The sequence below is a fragment of the Salinihabitans flavidus genome (assembly GCF_900110425.1).
GTDB lineage: Bacteria > Pseudomonadota > Alphaproteobacteria > Rhodobacterales > Rhodobacteraceae > Salinihabitans > Salinihabitans flavidus.
This window is the reverse complement of sequence record NZ_FODS01000024.1, coordinates 24408-50319: the sequence shown is the minus strand read 5'-3', so window position 1 is coordinate 50319 and position 25912 is coordinate 24408. Positions and strand designations below refer to the sequence as shown.

Here is a 25912-nt window from a genome sequence, read left to right as displayed (position 1 = left end):
ACCGGATCGTGGGTAATTCCGGCGACAACCTGCTGAATGGTGCGTGGGGCGACGATACGCTGATCGGAGGAGAGGGTGACGACACATTCCGTGACGACTATGGGGATGATCTCATGATTGGCGGTGCCGGGAGCGATACTTTTGTTTTTCGCGGCAACTTTGGTCAGGACACGATTTCGGACTTCGATGGTTCAGGTGACGGTGATGTGATCGATCTCCGCGCGCTCTCCGATATCGTGAATTTCAGCGACCTAATCTCTGATCACGCAAATCAGATAGGACACGACTTAGTGATCGAGGACGGATCGGGGAATACGGTTACCTTGACCGGTATCAATGCGTCCAATCTTTCTGCAGACGATTTTCTTTTCGGGTGACTTGAACCGCGCTGAAGTTGCCGAAGGCTGTTTTGATGTAGGTCTGGAGTGCCTTGCAATGCCCTCGCGTACGAACGACTTGTTGTCACTCTGATGATGCGAATCATCACCTCTCACCGACATTGATGGGCAGATGTGGGATTGCAACGATCCATAAGGGAGATCAGTCATGCTATCAGTGTTGGCCCTACACGCGAGTTCGTTATGTTTATAAAATCTTAACTAGAATTATTGGATATTACCCGTGGACGCAGGATTCACGGAATTATGGATAGTTATAATTATTATTCAGCGGATTTGATTATGGATCAAGTTCATATTTCAAGTTTTGATAATTTTGTTCACGCAATAATTCTGGAGAAAAAACCTGAAGTAAGCTGGTATATTGAGATGGAGAGAAAAAAATATTTCCTGAAGGTTGGCTATCTTTCGGCAAATGTTTTTGATGTTCTTGAGGATTTGCTTATTTGCGCTCTGCTTCAAGAAAATTTCTTGTTCAAAGATGCTCGAGAGATATCAAAAAAAATTGTTTTAAGTATTGCAGACTTTATTGATACAGAATTCGGATACCCTCAAACTAATATTGAAGAGAGCCACACTCCTTCTCGCCAAGTTAACAATATTACCTCCAGCCTTAGTGAGTTTTTGAGTACCAATAATCGCATCTATTTTGTCTTACAAGCTTGGGTAATCTGGCTTCATGCTCTGACCTACCCCCCGGTCGTCCCTCGAGAGTCCTTGGGGTTTTGCGCTGCTCCCCATCTTTGGACCGCCGGAAGCTGGACTTTTCCGGCTGCTTCACGATGACGGGCTGGTGACGCCATCGGGATAGTGCATTGCAATCGGGACGTTGTATCCGATCGCGCTGTGGGGTCTTTCCTCGTTGTAGTGTCTGCGCCAGTCCTCCGGCTTTTCGCGGGCATCTGCAAGGCTCATGAACCAATGGGCGTTGAGACACTCCGCCCTCAGCTTGCTGTTAAGGCCTCGATGAACCCGTTATCGGTGGGTTTCCCGGGCCGTGAGAAGTCCAGTGTGACCCCACACTGATATCTGCGGATGCAAACCTCGCGCCGGCACCGCTCCGGCTGTCAGGCTGCCAGGAATTTCGGCAGCCTGGCGGGGTTGCAGGCCGCCATGGTCATTGTGAACTGCGCGCGGACCCTTTCGAGGCTGCGGTGAACTGTCTGCACCATGCCGCCGACGGTCTTGGCCCAGCCGAACGGTTCCTCGATCTTCTTCCGCCGCCGCTGGGATAAGGCGTAGCCGGGATGCTGGGTGGTCCGTCCGTCGATGGCGGAATGCCGGGCCTTCTGTGCGACATGCGGGGACACGACCATCCGCCTTAGCTCGGCGACAAAGTCTGCGCTATCGTATCCCTTGTCTGCCCCAAGCGTCAGGCGCCGGGTCGAGCCCGGGGAGTGGCGGTTGATCATCTCCAGCGCCGCCTTGCGCTCGCCATGGCCGTCGGCATGGGTCAGCTCAGGCCGTTCCGGTTTTCCATCAGCGTATGCCCCATGAAGCACAGCATCGACGCCGCACCCGGCGACTTCTTGTAGAGGCGCGCATCCGGGTCTGTCACGGACGCATGAGTTGCATTCGAGCGCTTCTCACCCCCGGAAGTTCACTTCGGCGTTGCGGTTCTGGCGGGGCGTGTCGGGCATCGGCTGGGTCTCTGTCTGCTGGGGCTGGCTAGTGTCTGCGGAGGTCTCGTCACTGGCGGCGGCGGCCCGCCGGGATTGTCATCGTCTGGCGGCGCCGTGCTGTCCTTGGGCTGGAAATTCTTCATCGAGGGTGAGCCATGGTGTCGCCATCGGTTGGAGACCCATGGCGAACGCCTTGACCAGCGTGCCGTCCACCGAGAAGTGCTCGTCCGATAGCAGCGGCCGAACCTCGGGATGCGCCAGGATCCGCCGCCATCACCTTGCGCGACATGTCGGTTGTCAGCAGCCGGTCGCGGTTCTTGGTAAACACTGTGGGGACCCAGACTGTATCGTCGATCCCGAGCCCGACGAACCATCGGAACAGCAGGTTGTAGTCCATCTGCTCAATGAGTTGCCGTTCCGGCCGGATCGAGAACAGCATCTGGAGCAGGCTGGCCCGGATCAGTCGTTCCGGCGCGATCGAGGGGCGGCCTTCCTTCGTGTAGAGCGCGTTGAACCCGGCATCGAGGCTCACCAGCGCGTCATTCACGATCTGCCTGATCTTGCGAAGCGGGTGCCCCGTTGGAACTCGCGCTTCAAGGTCCACATAGCTGAACAGCGCCCCGCTCGCCTCGTCCGTCCCGTCCCACGCAGCGTCACCCCCTTCGTAACCCGAAAAGGGTGAATCATGTACTCAAATCCATGTCGAGGAGGAGTTTTTCAGCAGCCTGCTAAACACGATGAATCACAAATAGAACCCATTGGGAATCCTAAGATTCAAGTTTCTCCCGAAAAGCTTTAAAGGACGACAGCCCATCAAACTATCAGCGGCAAGCGGCCACCTCGGGAGCGGCGGACGGCTTTGAATCTTTATGAGTTGTTAACGATGATTCGGGGGAGTAGGTGAGCGTTGCGCAGGGTCCAGGACACCCGCGCGCCGCCTATTCCGCCGCGGCGCCGGTGACGACGAGCACCTCCTGCATGCAGCTTGCCGAACCGGCATAGCCCGAACCCGTCACCCGCACCCGTGTGCCGATGGGGAACTCCGACGGCAGCCGCGACAGGGCGACGGTGCGGCCATCGTCAAGCCGGATCGCCGGGCAGGTGACACCCTGCACCACCTCGCCCGTCAGGGTGATCGACCCCTCCTGCGCGCTGCTCTGATCTGTGCTCATGCTGATGGTTTCCATGCTGTCGGTGCGTTCCGGGTCCGCCGTGCCCACATCGGACCCGGTCATCATGCACCCTGAAACGCCCAAGTATAACGCCAGTGCAATTCCGCCCGAAAATCCCATGAAGGCCATGACACGCCTCGCTTTTCCGGGGTATCGCCCGTCGATCCCCGCGCCGGCAAGGCTACCACCGGCCCGCCGCGATCACAAGCGGGGACGGGGCGCGCCGGATTTCCCTGCGGGCACGCGGCTTTGCCGTTTGAGCCGGGTGTCTTGTGGTGTAACGGTGGGTCGCGGCGGGCGTAACACAGGGGAACACGATGGCAGGGCTGACAATTGCGGTGGCGGGGATCGGCTATGTGGGTCTGTCCAATGCGGTTCTTCTGGCCCGGCACAATCGCGTGCGGGCGCTGGATATAGATCCCCAACGGGTCGATGAGATCAACCGGCGCCACTGCCCGCTGATCGACCCCGAGCTTGAGGCCTATCTCGCCACCCGCGATCTCGATCTCACCGCGACGACCGACCCGGAAACGGCCATGGAGGGGGCAGATTACGTGATCGTCGCGACGCCCACCAACTACGATCCGGTGGCGAATTTCTTCGACACGTCCACGGTCGAGACAGTGGTGGGCGAGGCGCTGCGGCTGAACCCCGAGGCGACCCTTGTGATCAAATCCACCGTGCCGGTGGGCTTCACCGCCGAGCTGAACGCACGTCTGGGCACCGACCGGGTGATCTTCAGCCCGGAATTCCTGCGCGAGGGGCGCGCGCTGCATGACAACCTCTATCCGTCCCGCATCGTGGTGGGCGAAGACAGCGCGCGGGCGCATCGTTTTGCCGCGCTGCTGACGGACGGTGCGGAGGCGGAGGATATTCCGACCCTGTTCACCCAATCCACCGAGGCCGAGGCGATCAAGCTTTTCGCCAACACCTATCTTGCGATGCGAGTGGCCTTCTTCAACGAACTCGACAGCTATGCCCTGTCGCGCGGGCTGGCCTCGCGCCAGATCATCGAAGGCGTCGGGCTCGATCCGCGTATCGGCACCCATTACAACAACCCCTCCTTCGGTTACGGCGGGTACTGCCTGCCCAAGGACACCAAGCAGCTCCTGGCCAATTACGCCGATGTGCCGCAAAACCTTGTCCGCGCGGTTGTCGATGCCAACCGCACCCGCAAGGATTTCATCGCCGAACGCATTCTCGACCGCGCGCCGCGGCGGGTCGGCATCTACCGGCTGGTGATGAAGGCCGGCTCGGACAACTACCGTCAAAGCTCGGTTCAGGGGATCATGAAACGCCTCAAGGCCAAAGGGATCGAGGTGGTGGTCTACGAGCCGACGATGGAAGAGCCGCAGTTCTACGGAAGCCGGGTGATCCGCGATCTTGCCGCCTTCAAGGCCGATTGCGACCTGATCGTCGCCAACCGCCAGAGCCCGGACCTCGATGATGTGGCCGGGCTCTCGCGACACACCGGATCGCCGCCGGGGGGGGCGCAGATGTCTGACAGGCCATAACCCGCCTGTGGAACTCAGTGTGAAATGAGATATTGAAAGAATCACACATTTCTCGTTAACCTTACGTTAATTTTCGTCCCGTGCCGGTTTGGGCGTCCTCAACGAGGTGGGTCAATTTTCATTTGTCCTGTGCGTGCGCGGGAAACTCATGGTTAGTGGAGTGTAGTATTATGCTGGATGCATCATTTTCTGCCAAAGTCGCGGCTGAACTTGCAAAAGAAGCGCCCGACAATCAGAGCGGAACGCCCCTTCGGGAGACAGAGGAGGCCATTCTCGCGGATGGCACGGGCGAGGGGGACGAGGCCCCCCGACAGGAGCGCAGCATCAAGCGTATGGATGGCAGCCTGCGCGAGGATGCGCGCGGCGGCACCCTTCAGGATGGTCTGGCCGCCCGCGCGGAGATGGGCGGCGCCGATGCCTTGCCCGCAGAGCTGAGCGGCCTGACCCAGCGAAGCGCCACCGACATGATGACTTCGCTCAACGCTCTCTTTGCCGGCGACGCGATGGCCTGGCGCCATGACGGCAGCGCGCCGGTCACCTATGACGCGCCTGACGCCGACACCGGGCACTCGGCGAAAATGGCCCTGCCCTCGGACGATCTGTTCTCAAGCCAGTGGCACCTGCTCAACGGCACGGCGGGCCTGTTCGATCTGAACGTGACGCAGGTCTGGGACGGTTCGGGCCGGCAATATACCGGCGCCGGTGTCGAAGTGGCAGTGATGGATGACAGCGTCCAGCGCAGCCATCACGATCTGGGCGATAATTATTCCATCGCCAAGGACTGGGATTTCCGGGACAACGACACCGACCCCAGCCCGGGGGGGCCGGGCGACAACCACGGCACCGCGGTGATGGGGATCATCGCCTCGGACCGGGACGGCAACGGCACGGTGGGGGTGGCCTATGACGCCACCAAGTTCGGGTTCCGCGTTGGCGATCTGATCAACGATACCCTTGTGGACACGATGATCGGGGCGGCCAACTACGCCTCCGGCGTGAGTGGCGGCGGTGGGTATCAGGCCGACATCATGAACATGTCCTACGGGACGATGTATCAGTACAACTGGTTCGATCTGGCGCTGACGACTGGCGGCGCCGATGGCATGAACGCCCTGAACCAGGCCTTCGACGATGGCGCGGCGCAGGGGCGCGGCGGGCTTGGCACGATCTATGTGAAATCGGCCGGCAACTCGCGCAACACGTCGACCCCCGATGGCACCGGCAATACCGGACATGATGCCAACGCGTCCTCCTGGAACGCCAACCCGCATACCATCTCGGTCGCGGCGGTCGATCAGGATGGCGATGTCTCGTCCTACTCCACTCACGGCAACAACGTCCTGATCTCCGCCTTCGGCACGCCGGGGCAGGTGGTGACCACCGACCGCACCGGCAGCGACGGCTATTCGTCAGGGGATTATACCTTCGGCTTCAACGGCACCTCGGCGGCGGCGCCGATGGTGTCGGGCGTGGTCGCTCTCATGCTCGAGGCGAACCCGAATCTGGGCTGGCGTGACGTGCAGGACATTCTCGCCTATTCGGCGCGCCATGTCGGAACGGATGTCGGCTCCGGCACCAGCGGTTCGGAGGAATACGCCTGGTTCTTCAACGGCGCCAACAACTGGAACGGTGGCGGGCTGCATTTCTCCAACGACTACGGCTATGGCCTGATCGACGGTCTGGCCGCGGTGCGGCTGGCGGAGACCTGGGAAACCACCCACACCACGGCCAACGAGGCCAGCGAATTCCACGATGAGCTGAACACCACGATGACGTTGAGCGGGTTCAACGCCAACAACGATTTCACCGTTTCCGCCACGTCGGACATCATCATCGAAAGCATAGAGATCGACATCGGGTTCAACGCGTGGGACGATCTGGGCGATCTGGAGATTCAGCTGATCGCGCCGGACGGCACCACCGCCTTCGTGATCGACAATGTCGGCGAGAATGACGGCACCTCCGCGGGCGGGTTCGGCTCTGGCCGGTGGGAGTTTTTCAGCCAGTCCTTCCGCGGTATGCTGGCCTCCGGCGACTGGACGGTCCGCCTGCGCGATCAGGACAACGGCAGCGTTTCGCCGATCACGATCTACGACCTTGACGTGACCTTCCGCGGCAGGTCCGCAACCAATGACGACCTGTTCATCTTCACCAATGAGTTCTCGGATTACGCGGGCCTCTTCGGCCATGTGGCCACGGCGGCCGGCGGCATCGGGACCGACACCTTCAACGCCGCGGCGGTGACCTCGAACAGCACGGTCAATCTCGCCGGGAATACCGCGGTCATCGACGGTGTGGCGATGTCCAATGTTTCGAATATCGAACGGGTCTTCACCGGCGATGGCAACGACACCATCTACGGCGACAGCTTCGGCGTCTACCTCAGCACTGGCCGCGGCAATGACTTGGTCGTTGGTGGGGCTGCGGATGAGGAAATCCGCGGCGGCGCCGGCCATGACACGCTGGAAGGCGGCGGCGGCAACGACACGCTCTTTGGCGAGGACGGCAACGACACCTTCCGTTACAGCAACGGCCAGGGCGCGGAAATTGGAGAAACTCTTTGGGGCGGCGGCGGTCATAACCGCATCCTGCTCGATGGCGCAGGGACGTATGATTTCGGATCCGGCTCGAGCATGTTCAATGTGAACGCGATCCAGGAGATCGAGTTTGCGGCCGACGGCCCCGATATCGACAAGACCGTCATACTGGGCAACAAGGAGCTCGACCAATCGACCGAGTTCGCCACCGATCTTCTGATCGACGGCAACAACAATACCGGGTCGGATGACACGATCATCGTCAACGTCGACTTTGGCAATAATCTCGATATCTCGGGCTGGACCTTCCAGGACTGGAACATCAGCAGCAGCAACACCGATGAGATCATCATCAACGGGAACGGCAACGCCAACAACATTGTCGGGACATCCCAGGACGATCAGATTTTCGGCGGCGGCGGCGACGACACGCTGTTCGGCGGCGCGGGCAATGACACCCTGGAAGGCCAGGGTGGCGTTGACGTGCAGCACGGCGGCGACGGCGACGACACCTTCATTCTCAATAATGGCTGGGGTGACGGACCCGGGGCCAGCATCAATGGCGATGCGGGGTCGGATACGCTCGACGTATCCAATATCTCGGTAAGCACGACCGATATCGATCTGGCAACCGGTACGTTCAACTATACGCCGGGTGGATCGGGAACGATCAGCCTGAGCAGTATCGAGAACGTCAATGGCAGCGCCGGAAACGACCGCATCACCGGGAACTCTTCGGCGAACACCCTGATCGGCAATGATGGCAACGACACGCTTCTGGGCGGCGGCGGCACCGATCACCTTATCGGCGGCGACGGCGACGACCTGTTGTCGCAGGGCTTTGGCGGTCCGAACGAAACGCTCGACGGCGGGGCCGGAAACGATACCGCCGACTGGACCTACAATACCTTCGATGATTGGAAAATTGACCTTGGGGGCGGCACGGCCAAGATCGGCGGCACGATCTATGCCCATCTGATCTCGATCGAGAACGCCCTGGGTGGCGGTGGAGACGACATCATCTTCGGCACAAGCGACGGCAACCTTCTCGAGGGGGGCGATGGCAACGATTCGATCAATGGCCAGGCGGGCAACGACTGGCTGGTCGGCGGGGCCGGCGATGACAGGCTGAATGGCAGCACCGGCTTTGACACCGCGAACTACTCCAACGCCTCGGGCTCCGTGACGGTGAACCTCGCCGCCGGCACCGCGAGCGGCGCCGATGGCAATGACACGCTCATCTCGATCGAGCGGGTCTTCGGTTCCATCGGCTTCGGGGACACGTTGATCGGCAACGCCGCCGACAATGTCCTGAGCGGGCGTGGCGGCGACGACTGGCTGCTCGGCGGGGCCGGCGATGACAAGCTCGATGGCGGCGCGGGCTTTGACACCGCGAACTATACCTATGCCTCGGGCGCGGTGACGGTCGATCTCGCCGCCGGCACCGCGAGCGGCGCCGATGGCAACGACACGCTGATCTCGATCGAGCGGGTCATCGGCTCCAAGGACTACGGGGACACGTTGACCGGGGATAGCGGTGACAACGTCCTGTACGGGCGTGGAGGCAACGACACGCTTCTGGGCGGTGGCGGCACCGATCACCTTATCGGCGGCGACGGCGACGACCTGTTGTCGCAGGGCTTTGGCGGTCCGAACGAAACGCTCGACGGCGGGGCCGGAAACGATACCGCCGACTGGACCTACAATGCCTCTGACGATTGGAAAATCGACCTTGGGGGCGGCACGGCCAGGATCGGCGGCACGATCTATGCCCATCTGATCTCGATCGAGAACGCCCTGGGTGGCGGCGGAAACGACATCATCTTCGGCTCAAGCGACGGCAACCTTCTCGAGGGGGGCGATGGCAACGATTCGATCAATGGCCAGGCGGGCAACGACTGGCTGATCGGCGGCGCCGGTGATGACAGGCTGAATGGCAGCACGGGCTTTGACACCGCGAACTATTCCAACGCCTCGGGTTCCGTGACGGTGAACCTTGCCGCCGGCACCGCGAGTGGCGCCGATGGCAATGACACGCTCATCTCGATCGAGCGGGTCTTCGGCTCCAAGGACTACGGGGACACGTTGATCGGCAACGCCGCCGACAATGTCCTGAGCGGGCGTGGCGGCGACGACTGGCTGATCGGCGGGGCCGGCGATGACCAGCTCGATGGCGGCGCCGGCTTCGACACCGCGAACTATTCCAACGCCTCGGGCGCCGTGACGGTCGATCTCGCCGCCGGCACCGCGAGCGGCGCCGATGGCAACGACACGCTGATCTCGATCGAGCGGGTCTTCGGCTCCATAAACTACGGGGACAATCTGACCGGCGACAATACCGCCAATGTCCTGAGCGGTCGGGGCGGCGACGACACCCTCGATGGTGGCGCGGGCAATGACAACCTCGATGGCGGGACCGGCAACGACTGGATGGTCGGAGGAGACGGAAAGGACTGGATGGGCGGCGGCGTCGGCGATGACACGCTTCATGGCGGCACGGGCAATGACACGCTGATCGGTGACGATGGCGATGACCGGCTGTTCGGGAATGCCGGCGATGACAAGCTTCATGGTGGCGCCGGCAACGATACGCTCAATGGTGTCGGCGGCAACGACACGCTGACCGGCAGCGCGGGCGCGGACCGTTTCGACTTCGCGGACGGCTTCGGTCAGGATGTCGTGACCGACTTCCAGAGCAACGATGCCGAGGTCATCAACCTGATCGGGGTGACGAACATCACGGATTTCAACGATCTTCTCAACAACCACCTGGTCAACAACGGTGGTACGGCCCAGATCGTGGACGGGGTGAACAGCATCCTGCTGAACGGCGTGAACTTCAATCAGGTCGGGGTGGGTCTGGACTATTCGGCCGACGACTTCCTCTTCTGAAGACAGCCCGTGAAAAACCGCATGAAGATGGCCGGCATCGCCCGGCCATTTTTCTTGATCCCGGCGGGCATGACCAAAGAGCGACCGGCGGCACGGTTCCGGGCATTGCATCGTATCGCCCTACCCCTTTCGAGGCCCCGAAAACGGCGCCAGTGCCGTGCCGCAATGCTGCCCCCGGCGCCGATTAAGGCGTTGAAGATCAGGCGACCCTCGCGTATCACTCTGGCGAACTCGACCGTGTGTCTTTCTCGACAATTTCAGGATTTATCGGCACCATGAAAAAAGCATTCATTACCGGCATTACCGGACAGGACGGCGCCTATCTCGCTCAGCTTCTGCTTGAGAAAGGCTATGAGGTTCACGGCGGCGTCCGGCGCATTTCGCACCCCACGCTCAGCCGCCTCGATAAGCTCGGCGTCGCCAATGACGTGACGCTGCACGAGTTCGATCTCTCCGAGAGCAACAATATCTACCGCACGATCGACAAGGTGCGGGCCGACGAGTTCTACAACCTCGCGGCGCAGAGCTTTGTCGGCGCTTCATGGGAGTTGCCGATCTATACCGCGGATGTGGACGGGATGGCCGTGGTGCGCATCCTCGACACGCTGCGCACGCTGACGCCCGAGACCCGTTTCTATCAGGCCTCCACTTCCGAGATGTTCGGTCTGGTGCAGGAAGTGCCGCAGAGCGAGACCACGCGGCTTTACCCGCGCTCGCCCTATGGCGTGGCCAAGGTCTATGGCCACTACATCACCATGAACTACCGCGAGAGTTTTGGCATGCATGCCAGCTCCGGCATTCTGTTTAACCATGAAAGCCCGCTGCGCGGCAAGGAATTCGTCACCCGCAAGATCACCATGGGACTGGCCCGCATCGCCCGAGGGGGCGATGCGCCGGTCGAGCTGGGCAACATGGATGCCAAACGCGACTGGGGGTTTGCCGGCGACTATGTCGAAGGCATGTGGCGGATGCTCCAGCAGGATGACGCCGACGATTACGTTCTGGCCACCGGCACCACCACCACGATCCGCGATTTCTTCACCTTCGCCGCGGAGGCGCTCGGGATGGATCTGGTCTGGGAAGGCGAGGGAGAGGCTGAGACCGCGACCGACCGCAAGTCCGGCAAGCTGGTGATGCGGGTGAACCCGCAATTCTTCCGCCCCGCAGAGGTCGACCTTCTGATCGGCGATCCCACCAAGGCGCGCGAAAAGCTCGGCTGGGAATCAAAGGTCAATATTCGTCAGCTGGCAGAGATGATGGCCCAGGCTGATTATGATGAACTGGCATAACGGGCTTCGCAGGAAACTGGGGAGTGTCGTTCACGGTTTCCGCGGTTTCCGCGGGCATGTCGATGGATTTCAGAACGGCGAAATTCTGGGTTGGGTCGCCCGTAGCGATGGCCAGCCCGGACAGCATCTTACCGTCGGGGTCTATACCGCGAAGGGGTTGGTGACACAGGCCACGGCCAACATGTATCGTGGCGACCTGAAGGCTGCCGGGATCGGCAATGGCAATCACGGCTTCTGCATCCCGCTGAGTGATTCCATGCTGCGCTCCATCGCTGAGCAGGGCGGCGTGGTGCGATTGCGCACCTTGGGCGGCAACGGCTTCAACCTCGGCCGTTTCCGCATCCCCAAGGAAACCTTGCCCGAGGTGAACGGCACGTCGCGCCCATCGGGGAAGCCCGCCACGCGCGGGTTGCAGGAGTTGCTTTACGGGGATCTTGAGGCGCTCGCCGATCTGGTGGACGTGGTGCGCAAGCACCCGCCACCGCACCGATCCCCGCCCTTCGCACCGCATGCGGAGATGTTCGCCGCAACCGACTACATCCATGGCGGCGCCCTGCCCGCGCCGATGACGGCCTACGCGGAATATGTTCGCTACCGTTACAAGCTCGATACGCCCTTCCCGATTCAGGAGGATCCGGAGAACGTGGCGCATTTCCTCAGCTGGTATATCGCGGGCTATGGCCCGCTGCGCAAGGGGCTGCGTGTGCCGATGTCACGAGAGATGATTGACTGGCTCAACATGCCCGTGGTCATCGGCGGCGTGCGGCACAGCTTTACCCAGATCCACTGGTCCTTCCTGATGGGCGTGCCGCCCATCCTGCATTCGATGGATTTCAACAATTCCGACTGGGTGCTCTGGGCGGTCTATTGGTGGTCGATCGACCAGGCCAAAGCGCTGCATTGCGAGGATGTGCTCGTCCCGCAGACCTATATCGACCTGCTGTCTGCCATTCCTCCGTCCCGCGCCGATCAGCCCTGGCCACTAACCGCGTTCATGATTCGAAAGCACGCTCAGACCGAAGGGCTATCGACCCTCAATCTGGACACGGAGGACGGGCGGCGCAGGTTGCTTCTGGCGCTTCTGGTGATGGCCGTACAGCGGCCCGACTACCTGCGATACCTGCCCTCAGACCAGGTATCGGAGTTGCTGGAGCCCGACGAGACAGAGCAAAGCCCGATGGCGCGCTTTGTCGCGGACCTCGGCGTGGCGCCGGACTCGGCCCCTCTCGACCGGGCTCTGTTTTCCGATATGCTGCGGCTGCGCGGTTTCGACCTTGAAACCGGCGCCTTTGTGACGACCGACACCCACGGCCATCGGTTCGAGGCGGCGATGCTGCCGCCGGTCGAAACAGAAGATGAGGCCGAGATTCAGCTCATCGGCCCCTTCAAGAAGGCCTCGGGCCTCGGGCAGGCCACACGGCTTTCCGCGGCGGTTCTCGACCATGCGGGCTACCGGGTGAATCCGGTGAATTTCGGGCTCGACAACCCCGCCCCGGAAGGGTTTTCCAGCACCGGACAACTGTCGGACTGGCAACGCGCGAAAATCAACCTCATCCATCTGAACGCCGAGTCGATCCCGCTCATCTATGCCTATGCCCCCGATGTCTTCTCGGGCGCCTACAATATCGGGTATTTCTTCTGGGAACTCGACACGCCCGCCGCCTGCCACTTCCTCGGTATGGAGCTGTTGGACGAAATCTGGGTCTCGACCGACTATGGCGTGCAGATCTATGATCCTCATAATGGGGGCCGCCCGGTCACCAATGTCGGCATGTGCTTCGAGCATCTGCCCGAGATCGAACGCGAGGACGCGCGCCGCTTCGTCTGCGACCGCTTCGGCTTCAAGGGGGACGAGTTTGTCTTTCTCGTGGCCTTCGACAGCTTCTCCTTCGTGCAGCGCAAGAACCCGGTGGGCACGCTCAAGGCGTTCCGCGATGCCTTCGAGGGGGTGCAGGACGTGCGGCTTGTGATCAAGACCCAGAACCGCACCAAGGTCACCGACCCGGTGCAAGAGAAAATATGGGAGGAGGTCGACGCGGTGATCGCGGGCGACGACCGCTTCAGCATTCTCGACGAGACCCTGAAATACGAGGATCTGTTGCGGCTCAAGGCGGGCAGCGACTGCTATATCTCGCTGCACAAATCCGAAGGCTGGGGCTTTGGCATGATCGAGGCGATGAACCTCAAGGTGCCGGTGGTGGCCACCGCCTATTCCGGCAACATGGATTTCTGCTCCGACGACACGGCCTGGCTTGTGGATTACAAGGAGGTGGCGTTGGAGCCGGACGAATATATCTTCGTGCGGCCCGGGCAGAAATGGGCAGAGCCCGATCACGCGGACGCGGTGCGCCAGATGCGCGCGGTCCATGACGATGAGACGGCGCGCACGCAAAAGGCCGAGGCCGCATGGCGCAATGTGCAGGAGAATTTCTCCGCCGCCGCCATCGCGAAACGCTACCGGGCCCGGCTCGACGAGATCATGAAGACGCTCTGAGCGACAGGGGACCGATTACTATGCAAGACAGCAACCATCAGGCGTCGCCCGGATCGAATTCCAGAGAACTCACAGATTCCGAGGTTACACTAGCTTACGAGCTCTTTCTCGGTCGTCGACCAAGTGCGGCGGAATTGATGCGAAAGCGCGAGGCTGGAACCAAAATTGGACGTATCCGGCATAACTTTCTGAAATCTCCCGAATTTGCACATAGGTATGCCCAGTTCAAAGCAGCCGGGAACACCACCATGCCAGTGGCGCTAACGAGCAAAGCGGACGCATTCAACATGCCGCCGCTCTGGCCCTGCGCTACGGAACGGGTGGTGTTCCTGCATGTCCCCAAATGCGGTGGCACCACGCTGCACCATCTTCTGGGCCAATGGCTCGGCTCCGAGAACATGCACCCCGAACGCTTCAACAGGCTTTACGAATCTCCAGTGGCTCAACTGGCCTCCAAACTGGGGTTCTCGGGGCATTTCGACTATTATTCCACCACTCTGATCCCGGGAGCGAAGCGGCTGATCTCATTTCTGCGCGATCCGATGGACCGGCTGATCTCATTGTACAATTTCCATCGCGCCCATGCGCCGGAAATCATCGAGAAAAATAACCTGCAACTGCCTCGGTGGGCCAATGAGCACGACATCGATGCCTATTTTGCGCATCCCACAATTCGGGCACATCCCGCGATCGACAATTCCATTGTGCGCTATTTCTCGGATGTCCCGCAGGTCGCACACGCGCAATCCGATCCTGTGTGGCGGAACATCACGCTGGACGAGATGCTGGAACAAGCCCTGCGCAACCTTGAGAAGTTTACCTTCATCGGCTTCATGGATCGCTATGACGAGGATGTCGAGCGGCTGGCCAAAACGCTGAATTACGCGCCACCCGCCGAATTGCGCAAGCATCAGGTGCTGGACGATCTGATGGAAACCAATCCGAGCATGCGAAAGATCGAGAAACAGCGCCCCACTCCGGAAACCCGTGCCGGTATGGAGGAACTGGTCCACTACGACCAGCTGTTCTATACTCGTGCGCGCGAATTGTTCCGATGACACCCCTTTATCTGTTTCGCCCGAGTCGCGAGGCATTTCTTCGAGAGAACGATAGTATTCTGGAGTTTCGCAGGAGCCCCGCATCGTGAGTTTTCAACTTCGGCAAAGTTTACCGATCAGCGTCCCCATGGGGGGATGTCGATGAGCAATACCTCCCCGAAGCCGCAGAATGATCCGGCATACAAGAAAAGTCAGGATGCCAGTTCCGGCGGCGGCGTGAAACAGGGTGATGTCACCCGCGCCTATCAGCTTATCCTCGGCCGGAAGCCTGAAGGGCCGGAGGCGCGCAATGGACTCGATCAACCCGATCTCGAAGCCCTAGGGAAAAGGCTGATCACCTCTCCCGAATTCCGGAAAAGGTACGTCCGGCTGATGGCCCAACCGAAGCCGCAGGATGCTCGGGCAGGCGAAAAAGGCCAGATCACCAGTTCCGGCGAGGGGGTGAAGCGCGGCGATGTCGTCCGCGCCTATAAGCTTATCCTGGGCCGCAAGCCCGAAGAGCCGAAGGCGATCCAGAACAAGCTGGATTTGCCCGATCTCGATACCCTGGGCAAAAAGCTGATCCTCTCACCCGAATTTCAGAGAAGATACGCCCGGCTGGTGCCCCCTTCCCCAGAGCAAAGCGCCGATCCCGTCGTGATTCACCTGCATATTCCCAAAACCGCGGGATCGAGTTTCAACAAGCTCTTGGCGGACAATTACGCGGGCCGCTTCGGGTATGCTTTCAGGGAAATGGCCGCGTTCAAAGAGATACCGGCGGACCTGCGAGCAAAGATCGACTTGATCTACGGTCATATGAGCTATGGCGTGCATGAGTTGCTGCGGCGGAATTATATTTACCTGTTTGTCCTGCGGGACCCGAAGGCGCGGATATACAGCTTCTATAAGTTTCTCCATAAATCCGAGAAACATCCGCTCCATACGCTGGTGACAGAGAAAAACATGTCTTTCGGGGCGTTTCTCGATGAAGCGGCCCTCCCGTCCAACCCCATCAAGGGAATCGACAATGCGCAGACAACCCATATTGCCGGGATTGCATCCACCAGTCGCGCAGAAGTCTTCCGCACGGCCTGCCAGCATTGTTTCGCCCCGACCACCGAATTCGGTTTGCTGGAGGAGTTTCCCGCCTTTCTGGACCGCCTGAAGCACAAGGGCATCCTGACAGAGATCAACGACAACCGCCTGAACACCACCAACAGTTCCGATACCCTATCCGAGGCTCTGGACGCGCTAACCCCGAAGCAGCAGGATATTCTGACCCGCTACTCGGAATGGGATCAGCGGCTTTACGATCTGTGCAAGAGCTATATCGACAGCGCCTTCAAAACCGACACATAGTATTGAGGAAACGGTAAACCATGATGACTCCCGTGATCGGAATCAGTTGGCCCCGCAGCGGTCACCGCATGCTGGTGGGGCTTCTGAAGCTCTATTTCGGTAAAAGCTTCGGGTATTGTAACTTCCACTCCGGCAAGCCTTCGGTCGAGGACATCTCTACCTGCTGCAAGCAGATCCCCTGCAAGCATGCGGGACGCATCATGCTAACCAAGAACCATGATTTCGATCTTTCCGTACCGCAGCTGGAGGGGGAAAAGTACCTTATTCAGTATCGCGATTTTGCCCCTTCCGTCGTATCCAACTTCGAATTGTTCGTGCGCAATGGCAATGAGGACAGCGTGCTCTCCTTCCGAAAATTCGTCAGCAACCAATTCTCGCGTTATCTGGACTTCGTCAACAAATGGGTGCACTCACCCTTCGCTCAGGATCAGCTCGTGCTGAATTACGGCACCTTCCTTGATGACCCCCACGGAGAACTGCAACGCACCATCCGCTATTTCGATCCCGAAGCGGAGCCAGATACCGACCGCATCGCGCAGGCCATCGCAGAAGTGGATGGCCAAAAAATAGAGCAGAAAACGGTCAAGGCCTTGCACAAATCCGGCGTTCACGGGGACCGCGACCTGCGCCAGTTCCGGCATTATTCTCCCGCGCTTTTCGATGAAATCGAACGCCTCCGCCTGCCCCGCCAGACAGTCATCGCAGCCTTCCGAAAGCACCTTGGCAGAGCGCCCTCGGAATTGAATATATTGCGGTTTCAAGGTTATGAGAGCAAGGAAGCCTTCGAAGTATTTTTGCAAGACTCGAAAGAGTATCGACTGCTCAAGTCGAAGGGTCTTGCCTGACGCTTGAGAAATGGAATTGTCCCGAAAGCACCTGATTGACCGAAAAGAGGTTATCGCCATGACCATTACCCCCATCCTTCTCTGCGGCGGGTCCGGCACGCGCCTGTGGCCCCTGTCCCGCAAGAGCTATCCCAAGCAGTTTACCGACATCCTCGGAGAGGACAGCCTGTTTCAGGCCTCGGCCAAGCGGTTTTCCGGCGACGGGTTCGCAGAGCCGCTGATCGTCACCGGCGACAGTTTCCGCTTCATCGTCACCGAACAGCTTGACGCCTGCGATATCGCCCCGGCGAGCGTGATGATCGAGCCGGACGGGCGCAACACCGCGCCCGCCGCCATCGCCGCGGCGCTGACGGTCGCCGCCACCGATCCCGACAGGCTGATGTTGCTGGTGCCCTCCGATCACGCCGTGACCGACCCCGACAAGTTCCGCGAGGCGGTTCTCGCCGCGGTCCCGGCGGCAAGCGAGGGCCGGATCGTGACCTTCGGCATCGCCCCCACCCGCCCGGAAACCGGATTTGGCTGGCTCGAGGCGGGGGCCGAAACCCATCCCGGCGTGCATGTCCTCGAACGTTTCATCGAAAAGCCCGACAAGCAGACCGCGCAGGAGCTTCTGGCCGACCACAAGCACCTGTGGAACGCCGGCGTCTTCCTGTCCACCGCCGCCACAATGATCGAGGCGTTCCGCGCCCATGCCCCGGATGTGTTCGAGCCGGTGGAACAGGCCGTCGCCGCCGCGCGGATGGATCTCGGCTTCACCCGGATCGACCCCGAGGCCTGGGCGGCGGTGCCCGATATCTCGATCGACTACGCGGTGATGGAGAAGGCCGACAACGTCAGCGTGGTGCGCTTTGACGGGCATTGGTCGGATCTGGGAAGCTGGGAGGCGGTCTGGCAGGAGACCGGCAAGGACGACAACGGCAACGCGCTGTCGGACAATGCCACGGCCTTCAACTGCGAGCATTCCCTGCTGCGCTCTGAATCCGACGAGATAGAGCTGGTCGGCATCGGCCTGAAGAACATGGTGGCGGTGGCGATGCGCGACGCGGTGATGGTCGCGGACATGTCCGACAGCCAGAACGTCAAGAAGGCGGTCGCCACGCTCAAGGAGCGCGGCGCCAAGCAGGCCCAGCAGTTTCCCGTCGACCACCGGCCCTGGGGCTGGTTCGAGACGCTGATCCTGTCCGACCGCTTCCAGGTCAAGCGCATCCACGTCCACCCCGGCGCCGCCCTGTCCCTGCAAAGCCACGTCCACCGCTCCGAGCACTGGATCGTCGTGGCCGGCACCGCCCGGGTCACCGTGGACGACAAGGTGCAGCTTCTCAGCGAGAACCAGTCGATCTATATCCCGCTCGGCGCGGTGCACCGGATGGAAAACCCCGGCAAGGTGCCGATGGTGCTGATCGAGGTGCAGACCGGCACCTATCTTGGCGAGGACGACATCATCCGCTACGAAGACGTCTACGCGCGGAACTGAGGATTCGCCCCCAACCAGAGGACCAATCATGACCGCTACGGACCACCCGCGCATCTACTTCATGCATGTCAAGAAATGCGCCGGCACCTCGCTCGTGGGGTTGGCGCGGCGACAGAACGATCGGGTGCGTCTGCCCGAACCCAATGCCAATGCCATCCCCCTCCATCCAGAGGATACCGGCCTCAAGAACGATGCGCGCTGGATCAGGTTCTGGGAATGGCCGCTGGCAGAGCAGAAACGCTTCATCGACGATCTGGATTGCACCTTCTTTGCCAACGAGGGCCGTATCACCAAGGATTTCGAGCGCATGGAGGGGATGTTCTATCTTCTCTGCCTGCGCGAGGGCCTCGGCCGGTTCATCAGCCATTACCGGCACTTTCTGCGAGGCGGCAAGGTGTCGGGGGACCTGTCGGAATTCATCGAGACGCCGGAGAAGAACCCCGGGCTGCTGAACTTCGCCACCTACCAGCTCTCGGGGCGGCGGGTGGCCGGGTATGACCCGGTGGCGCTCAAGATTGCCTGCCGCAACATCGATAAATTCGACCACATCGTCTTTTCCGAAACCTACGAAAGCGACGTGCAGGTTCTGGTCGATCGCTTCGGCTGGGGCCGGCCCGAAGAACTGCCCAAGCGCAACAGCGCCGATGACGATGACGGCGTGTGCGCGCAGCTCACCCCCGAGATGCTGGGGCGCCTGGCCGAGCTCAACGCTTCGGATGTGGCGCTGCACGCATACGCCCGCCGCCTGTTTCCCCGGCCCTGAGCGTCAGGCTTCGGGCAGGGGCACGGCGCCGTCCTGCGGCTCCAGCGTGACGGGGGCGGGTGGATCGGCCCGGTGCTCGGGTCCGTAGGGGCGCAGCATCGTCAGGATCAGCGTCCCGCCGAGGCGGCGCACCGGCCCGGCGATGAACGGGCAGCCCACATCTTCGGCCGCGCGTTCTCCGCCCTCGGGGATGTCCGAGAAATCATGCGCCGCACCGTTCACCATCAGCATGTCGCCGGCGCGGTCCAGCTCCAGAATGGCGTCCATCCGAATCGGGGTCAGGGTGATCTGCATTCTGCGTCCTCCTCAGAACCAGCGGCCCAGGGCCACGAGACTGACCGCCCGCGAGGTGATCGACTGGAACGACATCGCGCAGGCCTCGCCGCTGGTGGTGGTGGTCACGCCGGGCACTGTCCAGTAGGCGGTGGAATGGTTCTGCCGGCCCTGCATCAACGCGGGCGCGGCGGAAAAGGCCGCCGGAAATGCCCAGGTCACCGGCGGTGAGCGAAAGATCGCCCCGGCCGCGACGGTCACATCCGCCAGCATCTGGCCCGACATGCAGATCTGCGTGCCATCGGCGAAGCGCACGTACGCGCCATTGGCGTTCGACGCCCGCTCGATCACCGCGCCGGTCGGAACCCCGCCCGATTGCGACACCCCGCCCAGAATCGAGGCAGAGGTGTAGTGCTCGCGCCAGCCCTCCCAGCCGGTCGACGGGTGCGACATGCGGTAAAAGCTCCGGCTGGGCGACAGGGCATCGGTGATCGTCTGCCTGCACCGCCCGGAATCATAGCGTTCCACCCGGATCAACCCGTAGTTGGAGATCCCCGCCGGACGCGAGGCGATATTGGCGGTATCGCCCAGCCGGTACCGATAGAGCCCGGCCGCGGTGTCAAGCGCGTCGAGATCGGTCAGGTCATGCAGATCGCCGGTCTCCCCCCAGCCGAAGGCCCCCGCCGTCAGCAGCCGCCCCGCGGTGCTGTCATGGCCGCCGGCCTGCACCGCCGCGCCCGTGACCTGCCCGCTGGCCGCCGCGATCCGCAGCGCCTCTGTCCAGGCGGTGCCGTCGGCCGATACCTTGACCGAGAAATCGTCGCCGCCATTGAGCCCCATCTCGGCCCGCCCCGACCAATCCGTCTGATACAACAGGCTGGCGGTCTCCGCCGTCGCCGCCTTGTTGAGCTTGAGCTGATGGCCCGCGCCTGCGTGATTGAACAGCGTCGCGGGCGAGGAAATCGCCAGCCGGTTGACCGCGTCGGGGCTTGCCGACACCCCCAGCCCGGCCAGCTCCAGCGTCTCGGCCGAACTGTCGCACCAGCCCTCAGCCGCGTCATAGGTCACCGCCCGCGCCTCGGCCAGAACATGCGCGCGCCAGCCCGGCTGCGGCGCCATGAACATCCAGGCCACACCATCGTAACAGGCCAGCGTGCCCGCCGGCTGCCCGGCCCAGGCGCCGGTCGCTCCCGCGGGCAGGAGAAAGCGGTCCCCCGTCTGCGGGGCGGCGGGCGGATCGCTCTGGTCGCGGGCGCTCACCACCATCTGCACCAGCGCATCCAGCACCTTGAGCGCCTCGTTGTGGGTGACGTGTTTCTGGGCCTGCGACGGCTGAATATAGGGCAGCGCCAGAACGGCAGAATTTTCGGACATCGGACTTCCTCGCGAAATCGGCAACCCCCAGAGGTAAGCGCCGAACGTGAAGAAAGCCTGAGACCACCGTGCGCCCCGATCAGCCCTCGCCGAGAAGCCCGCGCAGATAGGCGCCATAGCCGTTCTTGCCGAAGATCTCGGCCCGCGCCCGAAGCTGCGCATCGCCGATCCAGCCCCGGCTCCAGGCGATTTCCTCGGGGCAGCCGACCTGCTGGCCCTGCCGTTCGGACAGGGTGCGCACGAAATTGCCCGCATCCAGAAGGCTGCCATGCGTGCCGGTATCGAGCCAGGCATAACCGCGCCCCATGAGCTGCACATGCAGCAGCCCCTCGCGCAGATACATCTCCAGAAGGGAGGTGATCTCAAGCTCGCCGCGCGCCGAGGGGCGCACCGCCCGCGCCCGCTCCGGCGCGCTGCCATCAAGGAAATAGAGCCCCGTGACCGCATAGGGGGAGGGCGCCTGTTCCGGCTTCTCGACGATCCCGCGCACACCGCCGGAGATGTCGAAATCCACCACGCCATAGCGTTCGGGATCGGCCACCCGGTAGCCGAAGACCGTTCCCCCCGGCCCCTCCCGATCGGCGGCGGCCAGTTGTTCGGGCAGCCCGTGACCGAAAAAGATATTGTCCCCCAGCACCATCGCCGAGGGCGCGCCGGCCAGAAAATCCTCGGCCAGAAGATAGGCCTGCGCCAGCCCGTCGGGCGAGGGCTGCTCGATATAGCTCAGCTTCAGCCCCCATTGCGCCCCGTCGCCAAGGGTGCGGATGAACTGGTCGCGGTCCTGCGGGGTGGTGATCACCGCGATCTCGCGGATGCCCGCCAGCATCAGCACCGACAGCGGATAGAAGATCATCGGCTTGTCATAGACCGGCAGAAGCTGCTTGGAGATGCCGATGGTGATCGGGTAAAGCCGCGTGCCGGTGCCCCCGGCCAGGATGATGCCCTTGCGCTGTGTCATGTGCCTTCCTGTTTCAGATCCGCGATGACGCGGGCCAGCCCGCCCCGCCAGTCGGCAGGGGGTATGCCAAAATCGGCCGCCAGCGTGGCGCAGTCGAGCCGGGAATTGAGCGGGCGAGCCGCCGGTGTCGGGTAGTCTTGCGTAGATAGGTCAGAAATTTTGACCTTTTTCTCAGCCAATTCGAAGATCTCGCGCGCGAAACCCGCCCAGCTCGTGACCGGCGCGCCCGCGTAGTGATAGGTGCCACCCCCCTGCCCCGCTGCCATCGCGCGGGCCATCGTCACCAGCGTGGCGGCAATATCGCGCGCCGGGGTCGGCCCGCCGATCTGGTCGGCCACGATGGCAAGGCTGTCGCGGCTTTCCGACAGGCGCAGCATGGTCTTCACGAAATTGGACCCATGCGCCGAAAACACCCAGCTCGTGCGCAGGATCGCATGGCGCCCCCCGGCGGCGCGCACGGCCTCCTCCCCGGTCAGCTTGGTCCGGCCATAGGCGTTGATCGGCGCGGCCGGATCGTCGGGACGGTGCGCCGCCGCGCCGCGCCCGTCGAACACGTAATCGGTGGAGACATGCAGGAACGGCAGATCCCGCGCCGCCGCCGCCCGCGCCATCGCACCGGGGGCCGCGCCGTTGATCACCGCGGCCAGCGGCTCCTCTTCCTCGGCGCGGTCCACCGCGGTATAGGCGGCCGCAACGATCACCGCATCGGCCTTTGTGCCCGCCACGATGGCCGCGCAGGCCTCCGGCGCGCACAGGTCCGCCACCTCCCGGTTCAGGGCCTCCACCTCCAGATCCGGCCCCGCCAGCGCCCGAAGCTCCGTCGCCACCTGCCCGCTGTGTCCAAAGACAAGAAGTTTCATGCCTGCCGCCTGTGCCCCCTGATCGTGTTTGCCCGCAGCCTAGGCCATCGGCCGGCAAAGCGGAACCGCAATGGCGCGGTTCAATATGCGAACCCAACCGCCGAAGGTTGACGAAAGATGACCGCGCGCCCTGTTAATCCCGGCCCCGGGCGGTGTCCGGCACCGACGCTATACCGACGTTTTACCGACGTGATACCGCATGGCGATTTCGTCCCTGTTTCAGCCTGTTAACCCCGATTCGGGGGATGGGTGTTGCGCTGGCCCGCGACCACCGCGCGCCGCGGTGCCAAGCCGCTCGCCCACGCCCTCCCGCTCCAGAAGCGCGCGCCACCACGCCTCGTTGTCGAGATACCAGCGCACCGTCTTCTCCAGCCCCTGCTCCAGCGTCACCGAGGGCCGCCAGCCCAGCTCCGTCTCGATCCGGGTGGGGTCGATGGCATAGCGCAGATCGTGCCCGGGCCGATCCTCGACAAAGCGGATCAGGCTGGAATAGGGACGCTTTGCCGGCCGCAGCCGGTCGAGGATCGCGCAGATCATCCTGACCAGATCGATATTGCGCAGCTCGTTGTCGCCCCCGATATTGTAGGACCGCCCCACCCTGCCCTTTTCCAGCACGCATAAAAGCGCGTCGGCGTGATCCTCGACATAGAGCCAGTCGCGCACGTTCAGCCCCTGCCCGTAAACCGGAATCTCCTTGCCTGCCAAGGCGTTGAGAATGACCACGGGGATGAGTTTTTCGGGGAAATGATAGGGCCCGTAGTTGTTCGAACAGTTGGTGATGACCTGCGGCAGCCCGTAGGTCTCCCCCCAGGCGCGCACCAGGTGGTCAGAGGCGGCCTTGGAGGCCGAATAAGGGGAATTGGGGGCATAGGGCGTCTCTTCGGTAAAGCGCCCCGTCTCGCCCAGGCTGCCGTAGACCTCATCGGTGGAGATATGGTGAAAGCGAAAGCCCCCGGGCCGCCCCTGCCCTTCCCAATACCCCCGCGCCGCCTGAAGCAGGTGATAGGTGCCGGTCACATTGGTCTCGATGAAGGCGCCCGGCCCGTCGATGGAGCGATCCACATGGCTCTCGGCGGCCAGATGCATCACCGCATCCGGCGCGTGGCGGGCGAAAATCTCCTCCAACGCCTTGAAATCACGGATATCGGCCTGTTCGAACGCATAGGCCGGATGCTCCGCCACCGATGCCACATTGGCTAGGCAGGCGGCATAGGTCAGCGCATCGAGATTGACCACCTCATGCCCCCGCGCCACCGCCAGACGCACCACGGCAGAGCCGATGAACCCCGCCCCGCCCGTCACCAGCAGCTTCATGTCCCGCCCTCATAGACGAAGGGCGAGGCCACCTCGGACAAGCGAGGCGCGGCGGCATCCTTGCCGGATACCAGCGCCCGCTCCGGGGCGATGCCCCAGTCCACGCCGATTTCGGGATCGTCGAAGCGCACCGCGGCATCGCATTCGGGGGCATAGAAATCGGTGCATTTATAAAGGATTTCGGTATCGGGCGCGCGGGTCACGAATCCATGCAGGAACCCCGGCGGAATCCAGAGCTGGCGGCCGTTCTCAAAGCTCAACTCGACCCCGACCCAGCGGCCGAAAGACGGGCTGCCCCGGCGGAAATCCACTGCCACATCAAACAGTTCCCCCCGCCCGCAGCGCACCAGTTTGCCCTGCGCATGGGGCGGCGTCTGGTAATGCAGCCCGCGCACCGTACCCTCGGCCCGGCTGAAGGAATGGTTGTCCTGAACGAAGGTCAGATCAAGCCCGTGCTCGGCCATGCGCCGGGCATTCCAGCTCTCGCAGAAAAAGCCGCGCGCATCGCCGTGACGCACGGGAATGAGGATCTTCACCTCGGGGATCGCGGTCTCGATCACCTCCATCAGCCCGCCTTTCCGCCGGCACCGGGCCGGCGCCGTTTGACCCACCCCAGAAAAGCGGCATCCGCGCTCTTGAGGGGTTTGCGGCCGGTGTCGGCCCACCAGCTTCGCCACTCGGCCTCGAGCGCATAGACATCCACCCCGGGGCACAGGGCGCGCGCCGCCTCAAGGGTGCCGGGCGCCAGCAGCGGGCCATCCCCGTCCACCACCTGATCCCGCCGGGAAAAGGCGATGATGTCGCCCGGCACCTCTTCGAGGTGGTAATCGGGCAGGCTCGCCTCGGCAATCATCCGTCGCAATGCGGCGCGAAACACCCTGAGCGGCGCGGTGGAGCCGGACTTGGCATGCAGGGTGGTCACGCTGGCACGCCAGTGCCGCTGACGGCCACAATGCTTGCGGACCAACTCATAGAGGCGCCGCTCCAAGGGCTTGCGCAGGCGGAAATAATCGCGGCTGAGCGTCAGCACGGATTTCGACACGACCGCGCGGAAAAGCCATTCCGACAGGGTTACCGACACGCTGATCATCCGCCCCCCGCGCGAGCGCCGCACGATCTCCCAGCTTTCGATCAGACCGAACCCGCTGGTCGTCTGCAGACCGCCTGTCTCCAGGTTGGTGGTGATCCGCGTACCGGCCAGCCTCTCGAAGGCCTCGCGAAGCCGCGCATAGGCATCGCCGGAGGTGTCCCTGTTGGTCGCCACCAGAAGGTCATAGGCCTTGATCTGCAACTTGCGTGAAATCTCCTGGCCGGCGTTCATCGCCGCCATGAGCTGGCTGACGCAATAGATCAGGATGTCCTTGTCGTGGATGGTCGCCCTGCCCTTCACGCTCGGGATGACCTCCACCGTCTTTCCACCCCGTTCATACCGCAGGATGCGCCGGTCGGGCCGGGTCGCGAGCGAGAAGACCGGATGCTCCATGCTGGCCAGATCATCCTTGGGGCTGGCATCGAAAATTCCGCAAACAAAGAAATCCCCCGTCGGATGCCGATCCGGCAAAAGCCCGCCGCTGCCTGCTACACCACCTGCCATTCTCACCTGCCTGCCCGGTTCCGTTTTCACGGCCCGAATCTTTCGGGGTTTCAGTGACGCTTACTCTAGAGTTGTCCACAGGCTCTGACCAGTGCCGGATCGTGGGTCCGGAATCGCCTGGACGTGGGATCAGAGTCGCTTAA

General features: G+C 62.2%; 19 protein-coding genes and 2 pseudogenes. 11 read left to right on the top strand and 10 right to left on the bottom strand.

The window, feature by feature from the left end; genetic code table 11:
* Together BMW66_RS20400 and BMW66_RS20095 are read left to right on the top strand one after the other, a co-directional pair.
* Nucleotides 1-377: calcium-binding protein (locus BMW66_RS20400; protein WP_483880073.1), on the top strand; the 377-nt coding region annotated here is incomplete at its 5' end.
* Nucleotides 378-644: 267 nt separating this feature from the next.
* Nucleotides 645-1184: a hypothetical protein gene (locus tag BMW66_RS20095; RefSeq protein ID WP_139196196.1), complete on the top strand. Its 540-nt coding sequence runs from the start codon at nucleotides 645-647 to the stop codon at nucleotides 1182-1184.
* On the opposite strand, the pseudogene BMW66_RS16030 reads toward BMW66_RS20095, so the two are convergent.
* The 3 genes and pseudogenes from BMW66_RS16030 to BMW66_RS16020 form a co-directional block, all read right to left on the bottom strand.
* Nucleotides 1176-1426 (bottom strand): annotated as a pseudogene (locus BMW66_RS16030) (integrase core domain-containing protein); the annotation flags it as partial. The gene BMW66_RS20095 and the pseudogene BMW66_RS16030 sit on opposite strands and share 9 nt — an antisense overlap.
* Before the next feature lie 39 nt (nucleotides 1427-1465).
* Nucleotides 1466-2636, bottom strand: a pseudogene (locus BMW66_RS16025) (IS5 family transposase).
* A 322-nt stretch (nucleotides 2637-2958) separates the two neighbouring features.
* Complete coding sequence (locus tag BMW66_RS16020; RefSeq protein WP_139196195.1) at nucleotides 2959-3258, bottom strand: hypothetical protein; 300 nt, start codon at nucleotides 3256-3258, stop codon at nucleotides 2959-2961.
* Between the two features lie 260 nt (nucleotides 3259-3518).
* Between BMW66_RS16020 and BMW66_RS16015 the strand changes: the two genes are divergently transcribed.
* The 9 genes from BMW66_RS16015 (at nucleotide 3519) to BMW66_RS15975 (ending at nucleotide 19396) form a co-directional block, all read left to right on the top strand.
* Nucleotides 3519-4706, top strand: a complete 1188-nt coding sequence (locus tag BMW66_RS16015) for a nucleotide sugar dehydrogenase (RefSeq protein ID WP_093119962.1) — start codon at nucleotides 3519-3521, stop codon at nucleotides 4704-4706.
* Nucleotides 4707-4876: 170 nt separating this feature from the next.
* Nucleotides 4877-10135, top strand: coding sequence for a S8 family serine peptidase (locus BMW66_RS16010; protein WP_093119951.1), 5259 nt, complete (start codon nucleotides 4877-4879; stop codon nucleotides 10133-10135).
* A gap of 275 nt (nucleotides 10136-10410) precedes the next feature.
* Entirely contained in the window at nucleotides 10411-11424 is a 1014-nt protein-coding gene (gmd, locus tag BMW66_RS16005) for a GDP-mannose 4,6-dehydratase (protein WP_093119950.1), read from the top strand.
* Complete coding sequence (locus tag BMW66_RS16000; protein WP_175483277.1) at nucleotides 11411-13918, top strand: glycosyltransferase; 2508 nt, start codon at nucleotides 11411-11413, stop codon at nucleotides 13916-13918. The genes gmd and BMW66_RS16000 overlap by 14 nt, the downstream gene beginning before the upstream one ends.
* A 20-nt stretch (nucleotides 13919-13938) precedes the next feature.
* The gene (locus BMW66_RS15995; protein ID WP_175483276.1) at nucleotides 13939-14976 is read left to right on the top strand and encodes a sulfotransferase family 2 domain-containing protein; all 1038 of its coding nucleotides are present in this window, start codon (nucleotides 13939-13941) and stop codon (nucleotides 14974-14976) included.
* Nucleotides 14977-15117: 141 nt separating this feature from the next.
* A complete protein-coding gene (locus BMW66_RS15990) occupies nucleotides 15118-16314 on the top strand; it encodes a sulfotransferase family 2 domain-containing protein (protein ID WP_175483275.1) in 1197 nt (398 codons plus the stop codon).
* A gap of 32 nt (nucleotides 16315-16346) precedes the next feature.
* Nucleotides 16347-17159: a hypothetical protein gene (locus tag BMW66_RS15985; protein ID WP_217639326.1), complete on the top strand. Its 813-nt coding sequence runs from the start codon at nucleotides 16347-16349 to the stop codon at nucleotides 17157-17159.
* A gap of 58 nt (nucleotides 17160-17217) precedes the next feature.
* On the top strand, nucleotides 17218-18633 hold the full coding sequence (locus tag BMW66_RS15980) for a mannose-1-phosphate guanylyltransferase/mannose-6-phosphate isomerase (protein WP_093119943.1): 1416 nt from the start codon (nucleotides 17218-17220) through the stop codon (nucleotides 18631-18633).
* Between the two features lie 28 nt (nucleotides 18634-18661).
* A complete protein-coding gene (locus BMW66_RS15975; RefSeq protein ID WP_093119942.1) occupies nucleotides 18662-19396 on the top strand; it encodes a sulfotransferase family 2 domain-containing protein in 735 nt (244 codons plus the stop codon).
* 3 nt (nucleotides 19397-19399) lie between these two features.
* On the opposite strand, the gene BMW66_RS15970 is transcribed toward BMW66_RS15975, so the two are convergent.
* The 7 genes from BMW66_RS15970 to BMW66_RS15940 all read right to left on the bottom strand — a co-directional run bounded on the left by BMW66_RS15970 (nucleotide 19400) and on the right by BMW66_RS15940 (nucleotide 25769).
* The gene (locus tag BMW66_RS15970; RefSeq protein WP_093119941.1) at nucleotides 19400-19690 is read right to left on the bottom strand and encodes a hypothetical protein; all 291 of its coding nucleotides are present in this window, start codon (nucleotides 19688-19690) and stop codon (nucleotides 19400-19402) included.
* 12 nt (nucleotides 19691-19702) lie between these two features.
* Nucleotides 19703-21043: a DUF2793 domain-containing protein gene (locus tag BMW66_RS15965; protein ID WP_175483274.1), complete on the bottom strand. Its 1341-nt coding sequence runs from the start codon at nucleotides 21041-21043 to the stop codon at nucleotides 19703-19705.
* Nucleotides 21044-21122: 79 nt separating this feature from the next.
* Nucleotides 21123-22001 carry a glucose-1-phosphate thymidylyltransferase RfbA gene (rfbA, locus tag BMW66_RS15960; protein WP_093119938.1) on the bottom strand — a complete coding sequence of 293 codons (879 nt, stop codon included), beginning with the start codon at nucleotides 21999-22001 and terminating at the stop codon, nucleotides 21123-21125.
* Nucleotides 21998-22861 carry a dTDP-4-dehydrorhamnose reductase gene (gene rfbD / locus BMW66_RS15955; protein WP_093119937.1) on the bottom strand — a complete coding sequence of 288 codons (864 nt, stop codon included), beginning with the start codon at nucleotides 22859-22861 and terminating at the stop codon, nucleotides 21998-22000. The genes rfbA and rfbD overlap by 4 nt, the downstream gene beginning before the upstream one ends.
* 219 nt (nucleotides 22862-23080) lie before the next feature.
* A complete protein-coding gene (gene rfbB, locus BMW66_RS15950; RefSeq protein ID WP_093119935.1) occupies nucleotides 23081-24175 on the bottom strand; it encodes a dTDP-glucose 4,6-dehydratase in 1095 nt (364 codons plus the stop codon).
* On the bottom strand, nucleotides 24172-24741 hold the full coding sequence (rfbC, locus tag BMW66_RS15945) for a dTDP-4-dehydrorhamnose 3,5-epimerase (RefSeq protein ID WP_093119933.1): 570 nt from the start codon (nucleotides 24739-24741) through the stop codon (nucleotides 24172-24174). Before rfbC ends, rfbB begins: the two co-directional genes overlap by 4 nt.
* The gene (locus tag BMW66_RS15940) at nucleotides 24741-25769 is read right to left on the bottom strand and encodes a replication initiator protein A (protein WP_093119932.1); all 1029 of its coding nucleotides are present in this window, start codon (nucleotides 25767-25769) and stop codon (nucleotides 24741-24743) included. The genes rfbC and BMW66_RS15940 overlap by 1 nt, the downstream gene beginning before the upstream one ends.
* Nucleotides 25770-25912 lie beyond the last annotated feature (143 nt).